The sequence below is a fragment of the Devosia ginsengisoli genome, from assembly GCF_024707105.1.
GTDB lineage: Bacteria > Pseudomonadota > Alphaproteobacteria > Rhizobiales > Devosiaceae > Devosia > Devosia ginsengisoli_A.
Genome location: NZ_JANQAJ010000006.1, coordinates 554468 through 573720, shown reverse-complemented (window position 1 = coordinate 573720; position 19253 = coordinate 554468). Strand labels below are relative to the sequence as shown.

Here is a 19253-nt window from a genome sequence, read left to right as displayed (position 1 = left end):
TCCCCGAAACCCCTTGATTTCCCTCGCAAAACCTTCGCCACGATTGGCCGGACTTCAAGAGCAAGATTCTACAAAATCGTCACTTGAGAGTGGAGCCGGGCGCGATCATTTCCGTTGGGTCAAACAAAAGGAGACCCTCAAATGGTCAAGAACACGATTGTTGCTTTGGTTGCCGCTGCCTCGCTGGCCGGCATTGCCGTTCCCACCTTCGCCGCTGCGGCGCCGGTGATTGAATCCGAAAGTGGTGTCGATACCGTCTTCGGTGGCGGTACCCCCGAAATGCGCGCCTTCATGGCCGATTCGGTCCTCGCCCAGCTCCAGCAGCAGGGCGTCAACGCCACCTCCGTCGAAGACTGGAGCGGCCTGATCCGTGCCTATGTCACGCTGGATGACGGCACCCAGACCATGCAGTTCTTCAAGCCGGGCTCGCTTGAGCAGGTTCTGCTCTAATCGCCGCCCACGGCGCCGCCGGCTCGCCGGCGGTGCCCGTAGCGGGAGCGTTCCAGCCAAGCGGCTTCCGCTTTTCGGTCCGGAACGCGACCAATGACGAACTTAGTCGGAGTGGATGAGGCGGATGGCCGGCTCGCCACCCGAAGCGTCGAAGCGCTCCCGTGCCGCTTCCACCTGCGCCCGGTTGCGGCTGGCAAACACCCGCCAGCTATCGGCCAGTTCCAGCAATTCGCGGCCCAGATCGGTCAATTCGTAATCGACGCGCGGCGGAATGGTCGCGAACATGGTGCGGGTCACGAACCCGTCTCGCTCCAGTTCCCGCAGGGTAATGGTCAGCGTCTTCTGCGAAATGCCGCCGGCATGGCGCTTGAGCTCGTTGAAGCGCAGGGTCTGCTCACGCAGCAGCGTGACCACGGTCAGCGTCCACTTGCCCGGCCGCACCACCAGCATCTCGTCATCATGCTGGAAACTTGCGGAAAGGGCGGACATGGCGAACCTCGAAAATTTCAGGAATCGAGTTTCGCATATGGGGCGTGATTGCGGCGCTTCCAGTGCGCGCCGCCATTAAACTTTGACATGACTGCAATCGATACGGGTGATTAAACCCGCGTGAAGCTGAAATAAAAGCTGATCAGCCGCCCCTCGCGGCGCGCCTTCTGCTCATAGCGCGTCGCCTCCCAGCCGGGATAGGGCTCGTGCCAGAAACCCGGCTTTTCCGGGGCAAAGCGGAATGCCGGCGCCCGCACCACATGGGCCAGCGTCCAGTTGGCATAATCCTCGATATCGCTGGCAAAATGGAACACCCCGCCCGGCCGGATCACCCGCGCCAGTTCGTTGAGCGTCGTGGGCGAGACGAAGCGCCTCTTGTGGTGCCGCGTCTTGGGCCAGGGATCGGGATAGAGCAGATAGACCTCGTCTATGGATGCGTCGGGCAGTTCCATCAGGAGCTTCAGCGCATCGTCGGTGAAGAGCCGGATATTGTTGAGGCTCTCGGCCGCAATGGTCTGCACCATCTTGCCGATGCCGCCGGTAAACACCTCGCAGCCGATATAGCCGGTCTCGGGGTGGCGCCCCGCTTCCAGCGCCAGGTGCTCGCCCCCGCCATAGCCGATCTCGATGATGATGCGCCCGGCATCGGGAAACAGCGTCCGCGGATCGAGCCTGCCGGTCAGCTTGATTTCGAGATCGGGCAGGGTGGCGTCGAACACCGCCTGCTGCCCGCCATGCAGCTTCTTGCCCGACCGCCGCCCGAAAAAGGCGCGCGGCTCACCGGAGCGGGTCTTGGGGAGTTGATGGTCGGTCATGCTGTGGCTCCATAGTGCCACGCCCTCGTGGTTCGAGGCGCGAGCTCTTCGCGAGCCTCGAACCACGAGGGCGTGGCAGGTGCCCTACTTCACCGCAGCCTTGAGCGCGCCGACCAGGTCGGTCTTTTCCCACGAGAAGCTGCCGTCGCGGCCGGCCTTGCGGCCGAAATGGCCATAGGCGCTGGTCTTGGCATAGATGGGCTTGTTGAGATCGAGATGGGTGCGAATGCCGCGCGGCGTCAGGTCCATCACCTTGCCCAAAGCGGTTTCCACCACCCCTTCCTCGACCTTGCCGGTGCCGTGCAGGTCGACATAGATCGACAGCGGCTGCGCCACCCCGATCGCATAGCTGAGCTGGATCGTCGCCCGTTCGGCCAGGCCCGCCGCCACCACATTCTTGGCGAGGTAGCGCGCGGCATAGGCGGCCGAGCGGTCGACCTTGGTCGGGTCCTTGCCCGAAAAGGCGCCGCCGCCATGCGGGGCCGCGCCGCCATAGGTGTCGACGATGATCTTGCGGCCGGTCAGGCCCGCATCGCCATCGGGGCCGCCGACCACGAATTTGCCGGTCGGGTTGATGTGCCACACCGTGCTGGCGTCGATCCAGCCTTCCGGCAGGGCCTCGCGGATATAGGGCTCGACGATGGCGCGCACATCGGCCGAGCTCAGCGTCTCGTCCAGATGCTGGGTCGACAGCACGATCTGAGTCACGCCCACCGGCTTGCCGTTCTCGTAGCGCACCGTCACCTGGCTCTTGGCATCGGGGCCGAGCTTGCCGGCAGCGCTGTTATTAGCCTTGCGGGCAATGGTCAGCGTTTCGAGGATCTTGTGGGCATAATAGATCGGCGCCGGCAGCAATTCGGGCGTCTCGCGGCTGGCATAGCCGAACATGATGCCCTGGTCGCCCGCGCCCACATCCTTGTTGCCCGCTTCGTCCACGCCCTGCGCGATATCGGCCGACTGGCCATGCAGCAGCACGTCGATGCGGCAGGTCTTCCAGTGGAAACCGGCCTGCTCGTAGCCGATGGAACGGATCGCCTTGCGCGCCGCCGATTTGAACTTGGAGGGGTTCACCACCGGATGGCCGGCGGCATCGCGCAGCACTTCGCCATCCTTGCTCCTCTTGAGCAGGGAATCGGGCACGCGGACCTCGCCGGCGATGATCACGCGGTTGGTCGTGGCCAGCGTCTCGCAGGCAATGCGCACCTGGCTGGGATCCATGCCGGTCTTCTTGGCCTCACGGAACACCAGGTCGACGATTTCGTCGGAAATCCGGTCGCACACCTTGTCCGGGTGCCCCTCGGAGACCGATTCGGAAGTGAAGAGATAAGAAGACCGCGCCAACCGTAAATCCCCTGAATCTATCGAAAACCGCTCAAAATGAGCCAATCCGGGGGGTGTTTGTGACACCCGGAGCCGCCGCGGTCAAGCGGGATATAAAGAAAGCTTTATGCCTCCACGCGCCTTTTGGAGCATAGTTTGGTGCGGGCGGCATCGTCGCCCGGCAAGCGGTTGGGGGCCACGCGCTTCCCCCAACCACGGTGTCATTCCCGCGAAAGCGGGGACCCATCCTGAGATGGGTGAGCCTGCTCGATGGAAACGTGACCCACCTTGTGGCTGTGGTGCGATCTCGGGATGGATCCCGGCTCAAGGCCGGGATGACATCGTGGTTGGACATTCCGCCAGTGCAGAGCACGCGGCCACCAGCACGGCCATAAACCAAAAGACCCCGGCCACGACATCCGTCGTGACCGGGGTCTTGAAACTTGGTGCCCAGAAGAAGACTCGAACTTCCACACCTTGCGGTACACGGACCTGAACCGTGCGCGTCTACCAATTCCGCCATCTGGGCAAGCGCGGTGTAACTAGGGGCAGCGCCGGGCGATGTCAACCGGGATTGTTGCCGGGCTCACCAGTTTGCGCCGTCCCAGTGCTTGATGGCGTTGCGATCCACCGCTACGGGCGGCTCAAGGCAGTTCACATTGATCATCACCGTCTCGGCGCCCTTTCCGTCGCGGCCGCGCGCAAAGCTCTCGACACCGCAGGTCTTGCAGAACAGATGCTCGATATTTTCGCTATTGAACCGATAGGTCGTGAGGTTTTCCGCCCCGCTGGTCAGGGTGAACTGGCTGGCCGGCGCCGATTGCAGCACCCAGCCCAGCCGCCGGCAACGCGAGCAGTTGCAGTCGCCCATCGAGCCGAGATCGGTAGTCACGTCATATTGCACGGCCCCGCAATGGCACTGGCCGTGATAGGTCTTGCTTTCGGGCATTGTTCGCCTCTCCTCTGTCTTTGGAACGAACCAAGAACAATTGTCCGCGCGAGTCAAGTCGTTTCCTGCTCCGGCCCTCGACAGCGGCGGCGGCCATGGGCTAGAAGCGGCAAAGCAGTGAATGCCGTGTTGCCGGAGCCTCCAGATGGACAGAATTGAACCCAGACTCGTCACGATTTTTGGCGGTTCGGGCTTTGTCGGTACCCAGATCGTGCAATTGCTGGCCAAGCGCGGCCATCGCATCCGCGTCGCTGTGCGCCGGCCCGATCTGGCCGGCCACGTCAAGATGTTCGGCAGCGTCGGGCAGGTCCAGCCCATCCAGGCCAATATCCGCAATGCCGCCTCGGTGCAGCGCGCGGTGACCGGCGCCGATATCGTCATCAACCTGGTCGGCATCGGCTTTTCGCGCGGCGCGCAGAATTTCGATGCGGTGCATGCCGATGGCGCGGCCCATGTCGCCGCGGCCGCCAAGGCAGCCGGCGCATCGACCCTCGTCCACATGTCGGCCTTGGGCGTCGATCGGGCCGCCGAGGTCAGCGCCTATGCCGCCAGCAAGCTGGAAGGCGAAGCCGCCGTGCTCGAGGCCTTCCCCCAGGCCGTCATCATGCGGCCCTCGATCCTGTTCGGGCAGGGCGACGGTTTCTTCAACCTGATGGGCGCGCTGTCGCGCCTCTTCCCGGTCCTGCCGCTGATCTCGGGCGACACCCGCTTCCAGCCCGCCTATGTCGGCGACGTGGCCGACGCCTTTGTGCTGGCCGCCGAGGGCGGGGGTGAAAACCGGCCGCATCTATGAACTGGGCGGGCCGCAGATCGAGACCCACCGCGAATTGCTGGCCCGCGTGCAGCGTGAAGCCGGCCGCAACCGGCCCATGCTGCCGCTGCCCTCGGGCCTGGCCAAGCTCATGGCGCTGCCCTTTGCCATCTTGCCCTTCCCGCCGCTGCTGACATCGGATCAGGTCAACCTGCTCGGCGTCGACAATGTCGTTTCCGACGCGGCCATCAAGGACAAGCGGACCTTTGCCGCCTTCGGCATCACGCCGACCGCGATGGATACCATCCTGCCGACCTACATGTATCGCTACCGCAAGCACGGCCAGTTCGACCGCGACAACGCGCCAGCGCCGGTCCTCTAGCGCTCCGCTATTCGGCCACGACCACCAGGGCGAGGCCGCCCAGTATCGTCAGCGCACCATAGATCAACAGCCCGGGCAGCCCTTTCGGCTTTCCGGGCTTTTTCGTGTCGCTTGGCTGCTTTGGCTTGGACTTGAACATCGTCGCCTCCTCCGGACGAAATCCTCCACAAGGGAAACGCCGGACAGCGGATTTTGTTCCGCCAGGCCGTCTCAAAAACTATCGTAAGATATATCTTGAAACCGCCGCAAACCGCGCCGATATTCAGCGTCAATGGAACACAAGATATATCGGAGACCCATCATGAATGGATATTGGAGAAACGGCGAACCCAATTGGCGCCGCATGGAAGCCATGGCTCGTCGCGGCTGGGGCCGCTTTGCCTCAGGCATGGAAGGCGAAGGCTGGGGCAATATGGCCGGCAATCTGCGCGTCGGGCGCATGCTCGCCTCGGGCGATCTGCGGCTCGTGGCGCTCTTCCTGATCGAGCAGCAGCCGCGCCACGGCTATGACCTCATCAAGGCCGTCGAGGAAAAATCGGCCGGCTTCTATACGCCGAGCCCGGGCATCGTCTATCCGGCGCTGACCTTCCTCGAAGAGGCCGGCTACGTCACCTCGGAAGCCGATGGCAACAAGAAACTCTATACCATCACCGACGAGGGCCGGACCCATCTGGCCGACAACCGGGAAGCCATCGAATCGACTTTGGCCTTCCTCGCCAAGGCCGGTGAGCAGATGAACCGCTTCCGCGAATTCGCCCGCGCCGACTGGCCGTTCAACCGCGAGGACGCTCCCGATTTCGGCAATCGTCCGCCCCATCGCGGTCATGGCCCCGGCTGGGCTCCGCGCGACGAGGCCCGTGCCGATCGCGACCTCAAGGGCGTCGTGCCCGAACTCAACGAAGCCCGCCGCGACCTCAAGGCCGCGATCAAGAAGACCCGCAGGGGCTCCGAGGACCAGCAGCGCGCCGCTGCCGACATCCTCAAGCGCGCCGCCGCCGAAATCGACGCCCTGGGCGATGACGACGTCGATATCTGACGGGAAAACAGTTCCCCCTTTATGGCTCCCTCCCCTGTCAGGGGGAGGGTTTACTTCGAGCGCTTGGCGCCTTCCCCTTCTCCCCTCGTGGGAGAAGGTGCCCGAAGGGCGGATGAGGGGGCGCCGAGCTATCCGCAAGCATCGGAGCATAGGATGGCGCGACCCCCTCTCCCTCTCCCACGAGGGGAGAGGGTGGAACCGGCCTCATGCGCCCAAAGTAAACACTCCCGCGATGAGGAGGGATTGAGGGTGGGGTGACGGGAGCCACGGAAGTCCGGGCAATCCGCTCTTCCTAGCGCCAGAGGCCCAGGATCAGTCCCATCACGGCAAAGCCGATGGTCAGATAGCCGCCATTGATCAGGAAATAACTGAGTGGCCTCCGCTCGAACAGGGTGAGCACGCCGACGCTGAGCGCCGCCCATCCCAGGCCTGCCGCCACGGCCGCGCCGATGGCAAAGCTCAGCGTCACTTCGGGCCCGGCGATGAAAAAGGCCAGGTTGGCCGCCATGATCAGGCAGAGCACGAAGGCCACGCCGAAGATGACCGGCGGATTGCCCCGCGCCACATCCGCGTCGCTGAGATTGGCGGCGCGCCGCCAGGCCTTGTCGAACAGCAGCGGCGAGTACCACAGCCCGCCGATCACGAACATCGAAAGCGCCGCGGCAATCACCGCCAGCCAGTTGACCTCGGGCATTCTGTCCTCCCCTTGCCCGGCGCCGCCGTCGGGTCAATCCGGCGGTCCGGCGCCACCGCGCCAGCAAATCCCTGCCCGTTGGTGCTGACAAGGCCTTTCGCAATCCGGCACTAACATGTTAGTGCTTGCTCATGCAGCAAGCCACCATCGTCCCCGATTCCGTCCAGCCCCCTGCGCCCGACCGTCAGGCCGCCGGCGAGCGCGTCGCCGCCCGCCTCAAGGGCCAGGTGCGCGGGCGCATTCATACCGATCCGCTGATGACCTATGCCTGGAGCGGCGATGCCAGCTCCTACCGGCTGATCCCGGCTGTGGTCGTCTTCATCAATACCGAGGACGAGGTCCGCGCCGTCATGGCCGCAGCCCGCGCCGAAGGCTTGCCGATCACGTTTCGGGCAGCGGGAACGTCATTGTCCGGCCAGGCCGTGACCGATGGCGTGCTGGCGGTTTTGGGCGATGGCTGGCGCAAGCTCGACATCCATCCCGGCGCCGAACAGATCACCCTCGGCCCCGCCATCATCGTCGCCAATGCCAACCGCGCCCTGAAGCCCTTCGACCGCAAGATCGGCCCCGATCCGGCCAGCCAGGCCACCTGCAAGATCGGCGGCGTGGTCAACAACAATTCCTCCGGCATGTGCTGCGGCGTGACGCAGAATACCTATCACACCATGGCGCGGCTCAGGATCGTGCTGACCGACGGGACCATGCTCGACAGCGGCGATGAGCAAAGCCGCGAAGCCTTCCGCGCCAGCCACGCCGCCATGCTCGAAGGCTTGCACCAGCTTCATCACGAGGTCATGGCCGATCCCGATCTCGTCGCCCTGATCCGCCACAAATACCGCATCAAGAACACGGTCGGCTATTCGCTCAATGCGCTGGTCGATTATCACGACCCGCTCGATATCCTCATCCATCTCATGGTGGGCTCCGAAGGCACGCTCGGCTTCGTTTCCGAGGTCACCTACAACACCGTGCCCGAGCATCCCTTCAAGTCCACGGCCCTGGTGCCTTTCCCCGATCCGCAATCGGCCGGCCGCGCCATCATCGAAATGGCCAATGGCGGCCTGCAGGTGACGACGGGCGTCACCGCCGCCGAATATATCGAGCGCCGCGCGCTGGCCACGGTCGAACACCTGCCGCCCATGGCGCCGTTATTGCCCTGGCTCAGCGAAAATTCCCCCGCCGTGCTGATCGACGTCACCGCCCCCGATGCGACGACGCTCGAGGCCGAAGTCGCCAAGGCGGTGGAATTGCTGACCCGCCACGGCGCCACAAAGGTCGATTTCTCCACCGACGAAGCCAGGAGCCACGCGCTCTGGGACATCAGAAAGGGCTTCTTCGCCTCGGCTGGCGCCGCCCGCCCCAAGGGCAGCATCATGCTGACCGAAGACGTGGCCGCCCCCATCGAGCGCCTGGCCGATTTCGTCGTCGACCTGCGCGCCATGCTCGACGCGCATGGCTATGAGGATGCCGTGATCTTCGGCCACGCCCTTGCCGGCAATCTCCATTTCCAGATGGGCGACGACTTTTCCAAACCCGGTTCGGCCGAAAAGTTCGACGCCTTCTCCAAGGCCCTGAGCGACCTAGTCTCGGTGCAATATGGCGGCTCGCTCAAGGCCGAGCACGGCACCGGCCGCGCCATCGCCCCCTTTGTCGAGGCTGAATGGGGCGCCAAGGCCTATGCCCTGATGCACCGTATCAAGGCCCTGTTCGATCCCGAATTCCTGCTCAATCCCGGCGTATTGCTCAACCCGGATGACAAGATCCACGTCAAGCATCTCAAACTCATGCCGCTGGCCGATGAGCTGGTCGATCTCTGCATCGAATGCGGCTTCTGCGAGCCGGCCTGCCCCAGCCACCAGATGACCCTGTCGCCCCGCCAGCGCATTGCCGTCACCCGCGAGCGCGAACGCCTGCGCGCCAGCGGCGAAGACCCCGCCCGGCTCAAGCGCCTCGATGACGATTTCCAGTATGCCGGGCTCGATACCTGCGCCGCCTGCAATCTCTGCTCTTTGCGCTGCCCGGTCGGCATCGAAACCGGCACCATGATCATTGGCCAGCGCGGCCAAAGGCGCGGCGCCACCGCCCGCTCCGTGGCAGGCTTCGCCGCCGATCATCGCGGCGCTGTCGAAACCATGATGCGCGGCGGCGTCGCCCTGGCCGATGCGGCCCGCTCGGTCATCCCGGCGCCGGCGGTCGAAGCCATCACCGACACCGCCCGCCGCCTCACCGGTGACCGCGTGCCGCGCGTCTCGCGCAGCCTGCGCCATGGTCCCGGCGCGCCGCGCGCCAAGCCCAGCCGGCAGGACCCGCGCCAGACCGGTTTCCCGGTTCCCGTCGCCCAGACCGGGCGCCAGTCCATCGTCTATTTCCCGAGCTGCGCCACCCGCATGTTCGGCGCCCCGAAAAGCGAGCATGACCTGCTTGATGTGCCCGATGCCATGCTGGCTCTGCTCGAGCGGGCCGGCTTCGACGTCATCCTGCCCGATCATCTCAATGGCCAATGCTGCGGCCAGCCGTTCCAGTCAAAGGGTTTTCCGGAACAGGCGGCCGAAGTCGGCGGTGAATTGAAGCGTACCCTCTCGGCTTTGTCCGATGCCGGCCGCCTCTCCGTCGTCACCGACGCCTCGACCTGCGCCAAGCATCTGCGCGAATTCCCCGGCGATGCCCCGGTGCTCGATTCCGCGCAATTCCTGCTCGCCCAGATCCTGCCCCGCCTCGCCATCACGCAGAAGCTGCCGGTCGTGGCCGTGCATCACAATTGCTCGGCCCAGCGCCTCGCCGAACAGCCCATGACCGAAGCCATCGCGCGTGCCTGTGCCGACGAGATCGCGGTGCTGAGTTCGGTCACCTGCTGCGGCTATGCCGGCGACAAGGGCCTGTTCTTCCCCGAGCTGAACCAGCACGCCACCCGCTTCGCCAAAGCCGACATTCCCGCCGGCTGCACTTTGGGCGTCTCGACGGTCTCGACCTGCGCCTCGGGCCTCAGCGAACATGCCGGCCTGCCCTTTGTCGGGCTGGCCAGCCTGCTCGAATGGGCCAGTCGGCCTACCGCCCCACAAACCGCTCCATCCCGAACGGCTTGATATCGATGGCCGGAGCCTCTCCGGTCATCGTCTGCGCCAGCAATTCTCCGGTCGCCGGCCCCAGCGTGAAGCCGTGATGGGCATGGCCGATGCCCACATAAAGTCCGTCATGCCGTGGCGCCTTGCCGATAATGGGCATCATGTCCGGCGTACAGGGCCGCGCGCCCTTCCACGGTTCCGGGTCGAGCCGTTCGCCCAGCGGGAACAGTTCCTTGGCCGCATGCTCGGCCTTGCCGAGCTGGATCGGCGTCGGTGCCGCGTCCCGCATGGCAAATTCCGCGCCCGTGGTGAGCCTGATGCCCCGCGCCATCGGCGCCAGCACATAGCCCACTTCGGCATCGAGAATGAGCTGGTTGAGCCTGGCCCCGCCTTCGGTGCCGTAATGCATGTGATAGCCGCGCTTGACGAAGAGCGGCAGCCGATAGCCCAGCTTGTCCAGCACATCGGGCGCCCACGGCCCCAGCGCGATCACCGCCTGCTTGCCGCTATGCGCCACGCCGCCCACATCGGCGGTCCAGCCATCCGCCTTCTGCACCAGCCCGCTCGCCGCGCCGGATACGAAAGTCCCGCCCAGCCGCTGGAACAGCTTGAAATATGCGCTTACCAGCGCCCCGGGATCGCTCACCGTCCACGGATCGGTCCAGTGGATGGCCCCCGCCAGCCCGCCCTTGAGATCCGGCTCCATCGCCTTGAGTTCGGGCCATTCCACCACACGGTGGGAAATGCCGAACTGGTCATGGTCCTGCCGCGCCTTATCCGCTTCCCGGCGCAGGCCCCTCTCGCTGCGGAAGGCCAGCAGCCACCCGCTTTTATGCACCAGCGCCTCGGCTTCCGGCCCGGCCTGCGCCATCAGGTCGGCATGGGTCACGATCGAGCGGCCGATCAGCGGCGCATAGCTCTGCACCACCTTGCGATAATGCTCGGGCGAGGATTCCCACCAATAGCGCAGCAGAGCCGGCGCCAGCCGCGGCAGCGCCAGCGGCTCATAACGCGCTGCGGTGGATAGGTGCAGCCCCACCTGCATCAGCATGGCCAGGTCGCGCGGAAAGGCATGCGGCCGCACGCCCTCGCGCTGGATGATGCCGGCATTGCCGAAACTGGTCTCGCGCCCCGGCTCGTTCTTGTCGATCAGCGTGACGCTCCGCCCGCGCCGCAACAGGTGAATCCCCGTCGCCACGCCGACAATCCCCGCCCCCAGAATGATGACGTCGTCCATTTCGGCCCCTCAAAACCGTACCCAGTCAGCATGATGCTACCACGCCCCCGCCGCCAGTTTCCTGCAATCGTGGCAAGCCGGCCTGCCATCCATGCAACACCATTCAGGGAAATAGCGCTTCTGCGCAATAAAATCCGGCTAGAAGGCCTGTCGGCGATCAACCACTTCGCCATCTTCCTTGACGAACCGTCCGATATCCGGGTTCTCCAATATCTCCAGCACCACTTCGCTGGGCCGGCATAGCCGCACGCCGCGCGGCGTCACCACAAAGGGCCTCTGCAGCAATATCGGGTGGGCCGCGATAGCATCGAGCAAAGCCGCGTCATCCAGATTGGGATCATCCAGTCCCAGCGCCGCATAGGGCGTATCCTTCTGCCGCAGTGCCTGCCGCAAACTCAGCCCGGCCGCCGCTACCAGCTCCAATATCCGCTCCCGCCCCGGCGGCGTCCTGAGATATTCGATCACCTCGGGCTCCACGCCCGATTGCCGGATCATCACCAGCGTATTGCGCGACGTGCCGCAATCGGGATTGTGATAGATGGTGACAGTCATGATGCCTGTTCCTCCAGGGGGCGCAACAGCCAGCCCGTCAGTGCCAAGGCCAGCAGCGCTCCCACTATCTGCGCCAGAATGAAGCCGGGCGTATCCCCCAGCCTGATGCCGGAAAAGCTGTCGGTAAAGGCCCGCGCCAGCGTCACCGCCGGATTGGCAAAGCAGGTCGACGCGGTGAACCAGTAGCCCGCCACGATATAGAGCCCCACCAGCCAGGGCAAAGCCGGTCGCGCCAGCGCGCTCCCGACCAATATCGTGGCAACCAGCCCGAAACCGGCCACGCCCTCGGCCAGCCACAGCCCGGCGCCACTACGCGCCTGCCCGGCCAGTTCCAGCAGCGGCGCCCCGAACATCGCCTGTGCCAGCATGGTTCCGGCCAGCCCGCCGGCCACCTGGCTGGCGATATAGGCCAGTCCGCGCCGCCATGCCCAGCGGTCCCGTATCGCCAGCACCAGCGTCACCACCGGGTTGAAATGCGCGCCCGAAAGCGGCCCCAGCAGCGCGATCAGCACCACCAGCATGGCCCCGGTCGGCAGCGTATTGCCCAGCAGCATCAGCGCCATGTCGTCGGTCAGGCGCTCCGCCATGATGCCCGACCCCACGACAACAGCCACCAGCAGCCCCGTGCCCAAAGCCTCGGCCACTGCCTGCCGGCCGAGATCCACCTGAGGTTCACGCACTGATATCACCGCTCGGGCGGCAGCACGGCGTCAGCTCGGCAACCAGCGGCTCGCACAGTTCCGGCCGACCACCGCAGCAATCCTGCACCAGGAAGCTGGCAATCTCCCGCACCCGGTCCAGTTCGGCCCGATAGCGAATGGTCCGCCCATCGCGCTCTGCCGCGATCAGTCCGGCCCGGCTCAGAATGGCCAGATGGCTCGACATCGTATTCTGCGGCACAGCCAGCGCCCCGGCAATGTCGCCCGCCGGCAGCCCCGCCGGCTCATGCTCCATCAGCAGGCGAAACACCGCCAGCCGCGTCGGCTGCGACAGCGCGGAAAACACGGCAATGGCGTCATTTGATTCCATATATCGAGATATATCGAATTATGGGAAGGCGTCAACGACGATGGCAGTTTATGTTGTCCTGTGATGGCTTGACCGGATCGTGCCCCCGAGTGGAGCCACCCCTCGCCCCTTGTGGGAGAGGGATAGGAAATCCTCGTCCAGAGGATTTCCGAGGGTGAGGGGTTCTCTCCGCGAGTCCGATCTCAGCGGACAGCCATCATCTCCGCCAGTTTCAGCACGGTCCCCCAGCTCCTGATCGTCATCGACAGATAAAGCGGGCTCGCCATCATCCGGTTGAGCCGGCTCTTGGTCCGCAACGCGCTGAGCCTTTGCGAATAGATGACGCCCTTGCCCGGCCAGATCGTATCGACGCCTTCCTTGGGCGAAAACGCCGCCAGCGCTTCCGCCATGCCCAGCCTCATCAAGAAAATGGCGTCGCTGTGATAGAGGTCCGGCGTGTCGCCGAAGCCCTTGGGCCGGTCATCGATCACCGCCTGCAATTGCGCCTGGCTCAGCACCAGCACCTTGATCAATGCGCTGTCCAGCCGGAACGCCGCGGGCAGGGCCGCCTCGATCCTGCTTGCCACCGCCTCCGCCGCCAGCTCCGATTGCACGACGGCATTGCCGCTTTGCAGATAGGTGGCGACACCGGCAAAGCCCAGCGCCTCCAGCACCTGCCTGAGCCCCGCCATGGGGATCAGGTTCTTGCCGCCGACATTGATGCCCCGCATCAGCACCAGATAACTGGTCACGGCCGCGTCCGTCATTTGCCGGCGGGCGGGTTGAGCGCGTCGATCACGCGGCAATCGCCCACCACGCCATGGCTGCAGCTCTCCAGCATGCGTTCCAGCTCGGTTTCGAGCGCGCGCAGCGCCGCGATGCGTTTCCGCACCTCGAGCAGCCGTTCCGTGGCGATCGCGTCGATGCTGGCGCAGGACTGGTCGGGCTGGTCCTGCAAGTCGAGCAACTGCCTTATGCTGTCGATCTGGAAGCCGAGTTCGCGCGCATGGCGGATGAAGCCGAGCCGGTTTATGTCATCGGCGTCGAACAGGCGCCGGTTGCTGCCGCTGCGGCCGGCCGGCCGCAACAGGCCAATCTCTTCGTAATACCGGATGGTTGGTACCTTCACGCCGGCTTGTTCGGCCGCCTTGCCGATGAAAACGCCCATCGAAAATAGCCCTTGATCCTCTAGTCACTGGAGATTGTAGGCTCATGCCCGACCATCGAACAAGGAACACGCATGAGCGCCCATTGCTGCGACCACCACGCCACCCCGCCAAAGCCCGATATCGGCGCAGGCCATCGCCTGGCGCTATGGCTGGTGCTGGCCATCAATGGGGCAATGTTCCTTGTCGAGATCAGCGCCGGCCTGCTGTCCGGTTCGGCGGCGCTGCAGGCCGATAGCCTCGATTTTCTCGCCGACACCGCCAATTACGGCATCAGCCTCTTCGTCGTGGGCATGGCGCTGCATGTTCGGGCCCGTGCCGCCCTGGTCAAGACCGCCAGCATGCTGGTCTTCGGCGTCTGGGTTCTGGGTGTCGCGCTCTGGCATGCCATGACGGGCACTCTGCCCGAAGTCCATACGATGGGCATTGTCGGCGCCACGGCGCTGGTTGCCAATGCGGCCTCCTTCGGCATCCTCTGGCGTTTCCGCGCCGGCGACAGCAATATGCGGTCCGCCTGGATTTGCACGCGCAACGACGTCGTGGGCAATATCGCCGTGCTGCTGGCGGCGCTGGGTGTCTTCGGCACGGGCACGGCCTGGCCCGATATCGCCGTTGCCGCCATCATGGCCCTGCTGGCCATCCAGGGCGCGGCCACCCTGCTGCCGCAGGCTCTGGCGGAACTGCGCGCGACCGCTAGAACGGACAAGCCGTCCTCCGAAATCAGGCCGGAGGGGGCCTCTCAGCCCCGGCTCTGATACACATAGCCGCGCACGCTGGCCGGCACCTCCACTTTCAGCCAGTCGCGAAACGCCCTGATCTTGCGGCTTTCCCGCCGTCCCTTGGCCGTGACCAGCCAATAGCCCTGCGGCCCATCCACCGAATGCGCGAAGGGCCGCACCAGCCGCCCGTCGCTGACCGCGTCGGCGCTCATCATGTCGGCCGCCATCAGCACGCCCTGCTCGGAAATCGCCGCGTCGAAGGCCAGCGACGCATCCGAATAGACCGGCCCGCTCAATTTGATCGCCGGGTCCAGCCCCACTTCGGCCCGCCAGGCGTCCCAGCTCAGCATGGTCGTCTCGTCCTGGATCACAGGCACATGCGCCAGGTCCGCGGGGTGTTTCAGGTGCTCGGCCACCACTGGCGCGCAGACCGGCTGATATGCGGTACCGCCCACCAGTTCCGCATTCACTCCCGGCCATTGCCCATGCCCATAGCGGATGCCGCAATCCACATCGGGGCGGCTGAGATCCAGCATGGCCGCCGTCACATTGAGCCGCACTTCGATATCGCGATTCTCAGCGGTGAATTTGTTGATGCGCCAGATCAGCCAGCGCGAGGCGAAGACGCTCCCCACCGTCAGGTTCAGCACGCCTTCGTCGCTGCCCTTGAGGCTGCCCAGCCCGTCCTGCAGCGCGGCAAAGCCCGCCGCCAGTTGCGGCAAGGCCGCCTTCAGGGCCGGCAGCGGCCGCAATCCGGCCGGGGTGCGCTCGAACAGCTCCATGCCCAGCCGCTCCTCGGCCCGCCGCAAATGCTGGCTCACCGCCCCGATGGTCACGCCCAGTTCCTCCGCGGCCGGCGCCAGCGCGCCCCGCCGCGCCACGATTTCGATGGCGCGCAGCGCATTGAGCGGAATGGGGAAGGGGCTAGCCATATAGTTTTTCTACAATGGTCCTGCGACCTTGTCCATTGCGGTCCGCGCTCGCAAGGCGCAAATACCAGTCATTGCCAATGCAGCGACCTGAAAGGAGGTCACAAAATGTCCAGTCTTCTTCTGCAACTCGGCCGCCTCTTCGCCGGCCTGTTCGCGCCGTCAAGCGCTCCGCTCGATCCTGAAAGCATGAGCCTGCATGATTGGGCCGATCTGCCGGTCCATCACCCGGTCTGCGATCGCGCGCCGTGCTGAAGCCATAATCGGGCCTTTGAAGGGGGGTAACCAGACCCGCCCTTCAAGGAGCCCCCGATGATCCGTCCGCTCGCCGTGTTCGCCGCCCTCGCCCTCACGCTCGGCACATCAGCCGCGCAGGAAATCGCGCCACCCGCGACGCCCGACATCGTCGTCGATCCCGCCGCCACCCTCAACACCACGCCCAAGCAGGCCAATATGCTGACCGGCTTCTATGCCACGCTGGCGGTCATCGATATCTGCGCGGTCACCATCGAGCCCGACATCACCGCCGGCATGGAAGCCGATCGCAAGCGCCTCGAAACCGCCCTCGGCATGGACCCCGCCATGGCGGCAACCGCCTATGACCAGGTCAAGGCCGATGTCGAAAAGACCGCGCCCGACTGCACCGAAGGCAGCGAGGATCGCCGCGGCGTCGATGCCGTAACCGCCATCTACGCCACCCCGGCCACGTCAGCCCCCGCCGCCCCGCCGGCCGGCACCGTCACCACCGAACCGCCGGCGACCCCGGCTCAGTAAGTTTCCGAGGCACTTCCCTTCTCCCCTCGTGGGAGAAGGTGCCCGAAGGGCGGATGAGGGGCTGGGGAGCTATCCGCAGGCATTGAAGTATGGGATAGCGCAGCCCCCTTCTCCCACAGGGGAGAGGGGAAGCTCACTCGCAGATCCGCGCCGTGCAGCTCGCCCCATGGCAGCCCAGGTCGAGATGCAGGTGGTCCTTGTGCTCTTCATTCGCCTCCGGCCCCAGCACGGTGCTGAACCCCGAACACGCCGCGTCATGCGCCAGCCGCAGCAGCCGTCCCTCCGGCTCCGCCGCCGGCAGCCAGTCGCCCTCGACGCCAATGCTCCGCCCGTCTTCCAGCGTAAATCCGGTCACGTCGACGGCATTGGCAAAGCCATGCTCGGAGGTAAAGCCGGCCTCGGCATTGTTGCGGTTGCGGCACATATAGCTGGTGCCCGCACCGATCTCCGCTACGGCGCTGCCCAGCATCGCCTCGGCATATCCATCCACCGTCTCGACCCAGCGGGGCAGGGCGCTCGCCATCTGGCAATTTGTCGTCACCGGACTTGATAATGGCACCATCCGCCCCCGGCTCATCACCCCTGTCACCACCAGCGGCGATTGCTCCCCGCATATCCCCTCGCTGAGCGGCGGCGCCATCTCGGCCTCCACCAGCCCCATGATCACGGCCGGGCAGGCCACCTGATAGACGCGTTCGGGCTCGGGATCCGGTTCCGGCTCGGCAACCGGCGCCGGGGCAGGGGCCTCCTCCGGCTCTGCCTCCACGTCAGGCGCCGCAATCGGCGGCCGCGGCGGCTCCACCACCGGCTCGTCGGGCAGGCTGGGCGGCCGTGGCCGCGGCACCGGCGGGGGTGTTGCCGGCTCCGCTTCCGGCGCCGGTCCTGGCGTCGCCGGTCGCTCGGTCAGCGTGTCCACGAAGTTCTGCAGGGGCCCCAGCAGGTCCTGCCCCGCGGCGGGGGCGGCCATCAACAGGGGCAGGGCGATCAGCAGTCGAAATTGGGTGCGCATGCCTGCCTAACGCACGAACCATGCAAAAGGCACCGCTCAACCGCTGTTAACGTGGCGGAAACCATCTTTCTCGCCCCCCGCGCTTCTGCTATCAGCGCGACATGACAACGCCGCTTTCCCGCATCCGCAATTTCTCCATCGTCGCCCATATCGACCATGGCAAGTCCACCCTGGCCGACCGCCTCATCCAGATGACCGGCGGGCTGGAGCTCCGTGAGATGAAGGAGCAGGTGCTCGATTCCATGGATATCGAGCGCGAGCGCGGCATCACCATCAAGGCCCAGACCGTCCGGCTGACCTATAAGGCGCAGGATGGCGAGACCTATATCCTCAACCTCATCGACACGCCCGGCCATGTCGATTTCGCCTACGAAGTCTCCCGCTCCATGGCCGCCGTGGAAGGCTCATTGCTGGTCGTCGACGCCTCCCAGGGCGTCGAGGCGCAGACGCTGGCCAATGTCTACCACGCGCTCGATGCCAATCACGAAATCGTCCCCGTCCTCAACAAGGTCGATCTGCCCGCCGCCGATATTCCCCGCGTCAAGCAGCAGATCGAGGATGTCATCGGGCTCGACGCCTCCGACGCGCTGGAGATTTCCGCCAAATCGGGCCTGGGCATCGATACCGTGCTCGAAGCCATCGTCCACCGCCTGCCCGCCCCCAAGGGCGATATCGAGGCGCCCCTCAAGGCCCTGCTGGTCGATTCCTGGTACGATACCTATCTCGGCGTCGTCGTGCTGGTGCGCATCATCGACGGCGTGATGAAGAAGGGCCAGAAGATCCGCATGATGGCCTCGGGCGCCACCTATGAGCTCGATCGCGTCGCCGTCAACACGCCCAAGCTGGTCGAGGTCAAGGAACTGTCGCCGGGCGAACTGGGCGTCTTCACCGCCTCGATCAAGGAAGTGGCCGATACCAATGTCGGCGACACCATCACCGACGATCGCCGCCCCACCACCAATCCCCTGCCGGACTTCCGTCCGGCCCAACCCGTCGTGTTCTGCGGCCTCTTCCCCGTCGATGCCTCGGACTTCGACGAGCTGCGCGCCGCCATGGGCAAGCTGCGGCTCAACGATGCCAGCTTCTCCTTCGAGATGGAAACCTCAGCCGCCCTGGGCTTCGGCTTCCGCTGCGGGTTCCTGGGCCTGTTGCATCTCGAAATCATCCAGGAGCGCCTTTCCCGCGAGTTCAATCTCGACCTCATCGCCACCGCCCCCTCTGTTGTCTACGAGATCGAGATGACATCGGGCGATACGGTCATGCTGCACAATCCGGCCGACCTGCCCGACGTGATGAAGATAGCCGAAATCCGCGAGCCCTGGATCAAGGCGACCATTCTCACCCCCGACGAATATCTCGGCTCGATCCTGAAACTCTGCCAGGATCGCCGCGGCATCCAGCGCAACCTGAGCTATGTCGGCTCCCGCGCCATGGTGGAATACGATCTGCCCCTCAATGAAGTCGTGTTCGATTTCTACGATCGCCTGAAGTCCATTTCCAAGGGCTATGCCAGCTTCGACTATACGCTCGATACCCACCGCCCCGGCGACCTGGTCAAGCTCTCCATCCTGGTCAATGCCGAACCGGTCGACGCCCTCTCCATGCTGGTCCACCGCACCGTCGCCGAAAGCCGCGGCCGCCTCATGTGCGAAAAGCTCAAGGAACTGATCCCCCCGCATCTCTTCGTGATCCCGATCCAGGCCGCCATCGGCGGCAAGATCATCGCCCGCGAAACCGTCCGCGCCATGCGCAAGGACGTGACGGCCAAATGCTACGGCGGCGACGCGACGCGTAAGCGCAAGCTGCTGGAGAAACAGAAGGCCGGCAAGAAGAGGATGCGGCAGTTTGGATCAGTGGAGATACCCCAGGAGGCGTTTATCAAGGCGCTGAAGATGGGGGATGACTGAGCGC

Annotated in this window: 23 protein-coding genes and 1 tRNA gene; 9 read left to right on the top strand and 15 right to left on the bottom strand. The window is 65.1% G+C overall.

Going from position 1 to position 19253, the window contains the following annotated elements; genetic code table 11:
* The first annotated feature begins 141 nt into the window (after positions 1-141).
* Positions 142-450 (top strand): hypothetical protein, encoded by a 309-nt coding sequence (locus NVV79_RS06595; RefSeq protein ID WP_303987388.1) that lies wholly within the window; start codon positions 142-144, stop codon positions 448-450.
* Between the two features lie 102 nt (positions 451-552).
* Here NVV79_RS06595 and NVV79_RS06590 read toward each other — a convergent pair whose 3' ends face one another.
* From NVV79_RS06590 to NVV79_RS06570, 5 genes are all read right to left on the bottom strand, one after another.
* Positions 553-939: a helix-turn-helix domain-containing protein gene (locus NVV79_RS06590; protein ID WP_303987386.1), complete on the bottom strand. Its 387-nt coding sequence runs from the start codon at positions 937-939 to the stop codon at positions 553-555.
* A 110-nt stretch (positions 940-1049) separates the two neighbouring features.
* On the bottom strand, positions 1050-1754 hold the full coding sequence (trmB, locus tag NVV79_RS06585) for a tRNA (guanosine(46)-N7)-methyltransferase TrmB (RefSeq protein ID WP_303987384.1): 705 nt from the start codon (positions 1752-1754) through the stop codon (positions 1050-1052).
* Positions 1755-1838: 84 nt separating this feature from the next.
* Positions 1839-3095 carry a methionine adenosyltransferase gene (gene metK / locus NVV79_RS06580; protein WP_303987382.1) on the bottom strand — a complete coding sequence of 419 codons (1257 nt, stop codon included), beginning with the start codon at positions 3093-3095 and terminating at the stop codon, positions 1839-1841.
* Between the two features lie 423 nt (positions 3096-3518).
* Positions 3519-3603 (bottom strand) — tRNA-Leu (locus tag NVV79_RS06575).
* 57 nt (positions 3604-3660) lie between these two features.
* Positions 3661-4023: a GFA family protein gene (locus NVV79_RS06570; protein WP_303987379.1), complete on the bottom strand. Its 363-nt coding sequence runs from the start codon at positions 4021-4023 to the stop codon at positions 3661-3663.
* Between the two features lie 145 nt (positions 4024-4168).
* On the opposite strand from NVV79_RS06570, the gene NVV79_RS06565 reads away from it, so the two are divergent.
* Positions 4169-4816, top strand: a complete 648-nt coding sequence (locus tag NVV79_RS06565; RefSeq protein WP_369684704.1) for a complex I NDUFA9 subunit family protein — start codon at positions 4169-4171, stop codon at positions 4814-4816.
* Entirely contained in the window at positions 4794-5156 is a 363-nt protein-coding gene (locus NVV79_RS22540; protein ID WP_369684703.1) for a hypothetical protein, read from the top strand. The genes NVV79_RS06565 and NVV79_RS22540 overlap by 23 nt, the downstream gene beginning before the upstream one ends.
* Positions 5157-5163: 7 nt before the next feature.
* On the opposite strand, the gene NVV79_RS06560 is transcribed toward NVV79_RS22540, so the two are convergent.
* Entirely contained in the window at positions 5164-5295 is a 132-nt protein-coding gene (locus NVV79_RS06560) for a hypothetical protein (RefSeq protein WP_303987378.1), read from the bottom strand.
* A gap of 162 nt (positions 5296-5457) precedes the next feature.
* On the opposite strand from NVV79_RS06560, the gene NVV79_RS06555 reads away from it, so the two are divergent.
* On the top strand, positions 5458-6192 hold the full coding sequence (locus tag NVV79_RS06555) for a PadR family transcriptional regulator (protein ID WP_369684702.1): 735 nt from the start codon (positions 5458-5460) through the stop codon (positions 6190-6192).
* 292 nt (positions 6193-6484) lie between these two features.
* On the opposite strand, the gene NVV79_RS06550 is transcribed toward NVV79_RS06555, so the two are convergent.
* Entirely contained in the window at positions 6485-6886 is a 402-nt protein-coding gene (locus tag NVV79_RS06550; protein WP_303987375.1) for a DUF1761 domain-containing protein, read from the bottom strand.
* Positions 6887-7017: 131 nt separating this feature from the next.
* On the opposite strand from NVV79_RS06550, the gene NVV79_RS06545 reads away from it, so the two are divergent.
* Positions 7018-9969 (top strand): FAD-binding and (Fe-S)-binding domain-containing protein, encoded by a 2952-nt coding sequence (locus NVV79_RS06545; RefSeq protein WP_303987373.1) that lies wholly within the window; start codon positions 7018-7020, stop codon positions 9967-9969.
* Here the strand turns inward: NVV79_RS06545 and NVV79_RS06540 are convergent.
* From NVV79_RS06540 to NVV79_RS06515, 6 genes are all read right to left on the bottom strand, one after another.
* Positions 9932-11185, bottom strand: coding sequence for an FAD-binding oxidoreductase (locus NVV79_RS06540; protein ID WP_303987371.1), 1254 nt, complete (start codon positions 11183-11185; stop codon positions 9932-9934). The genes NVV79_RS06545 and NVV79_RS06540 overlap by 38 nt on opposite strands.
* 138 nt (positions 11186-11323) lie before the next feature.
* The gene (arsC, locus tag NVV79_RS06535; protein WP_303987369.1) at positions 11324-11737 is read right to left on the bottom strand and encodes an arsenate reductase (glutaredoxin); all 414 of its coding nucleotides are present in this window, start codon (positions 11735-11737) and stop codon (positions 11324-11326) included.
* Positions 11734-12417, bottom strand: coding sequence for an MIP/aquaporin family protein (locus NVV79_RS06530; RefSeq protein WP_303987367.1), 684 nt, complete (start codon positions 12415-12417; stop codon positions 11734-11736). Before NVV79_RS06530 ends, arsC begins: the two co-directional genes overlap by 4 nt.
* Positions 12410-12766, bottom strand: coding sequence for a helix-turn-helix transcriptional regulator (locus tag NVV79_RS06525; RefSeq protein WP_303987365.1), 357 nt, complete (start codon positions 12764-12766; stop codon positions 12410-12412). Before NVV79_RS06525 ends, NVV79_RS06530 begins: the two co-directional genes overlap by 8 nt.
* Positions 12767-12948: 182 nt before the next feature.
* On the bottom strand, positions 12949-13497 hold the full coding sequence (locus NVV79_RS06520; protein ID WP_303987363.1) for a DUF1697 domain-containing protein: 549 nt from the start codon (positions 13495-13497) through the stop codon (positions 12949-12951).
* Positions 13498-13508: 11 nt separating this feature from the next.
* Positions 13509-13913: a helix-turn-helix domain-containing protein gene (locus NVV79_RS06515; RefSeq protein ID WP_303987361.1), complete on the bottom strand. Its 405-nt coding sequence runs from the start codon at positions 13911-13913 to the stop codon at positions 13509-13511.
* A gap of 72 nt (positions 13914-13985) precedes the next feature.
* Here NVV79_RS06515 and NVV79_RS06510 point away from each other — a divergent pair, with 72 nt between their 5' ends.
* Complete coding sequence (locus NVV79_RS06510; RefSeq protein WP_303987359.1) at positions 13986-14666, top strand: cation transporter; 681 nt, start codon at positions 13986-13988, stop codon at positions 14664-14666.
* Here the strand turns inward: NVV79_RS06510 and NVV79_RS06505 are convergent.
* Complete coding sequence (locus NVV79_RS06505; protein ID WP_303987357.1) at positions 14651-15562, bottom strand: LysR substrate-binding domain-containing protein; 912 nt, start codon at positions 15560-15562, stop codon at positions 14651-14653. The genes NVV79_RS06510 and NVV79_RS06505 overlap by 16 nt on opposite strands.
* Before the next feature lie 105 nt (positions 15563-15667).
* Here NVV79_RS06505 and NVV79_RS06500 point away from each other — a divergent pair, with 105 nt between their 5' ends.
* Both NVV79_RS06500 and NVV79_RS06495 read left to right on the top strand, forming a co-directional pair.
* Positions 15668-15814 (top strand): hypothetical protein, encoded by a 147-nt coding sequence (locus tag NVV79_RS06500; RefSeq protein ID WP_303987356.1) that lies wholly within the window; start codon positions 15668-15670, stop codon positions 15812-15814.
* Positions 15815-15871: 57 nt separating this feature from the next.
* Positions 15872-16333, top strand: coding sequence for a hypothetical protein (locus NVV79_RS06495; protein ID WP_303987354.1), 462 nt, complete (start codon positions 15872-15874; stop codon positions 16331-16333).
* A 133-nt stretch (positions 16334-16466) separates the two neighbouring features.
* Here NVV79_RS06495 and NVV79_RS06490 read toward each other — a convergent pair whose 3' ends face one another.
* Positions 16467-17342: an extensin family protein gene (locus tag NVV79_RS06490; protein WP_303987352.1), complete on the bottom strand. Its 876-nt coding sequence runs from the start codon at positions 17340-17342 to the stop codon at positions 16467-16469.
* Between the two features lie 101 nt (positions 17343-17443).
* Here NVV79_RS06490 and lepA point away from each other — a divergent pair, with 101 nt between their 5' ends.
* Entirely contained in the window at positions 17444-19249 is a 1806-nt protein-coding gene (gene lepA / locus NVV79_RS06485) for a translation elongation factor 4 (protein WP_303987350.1), read from the top strand.
* Positions 19250-19253: the final 4 nt, after the last annotated feature.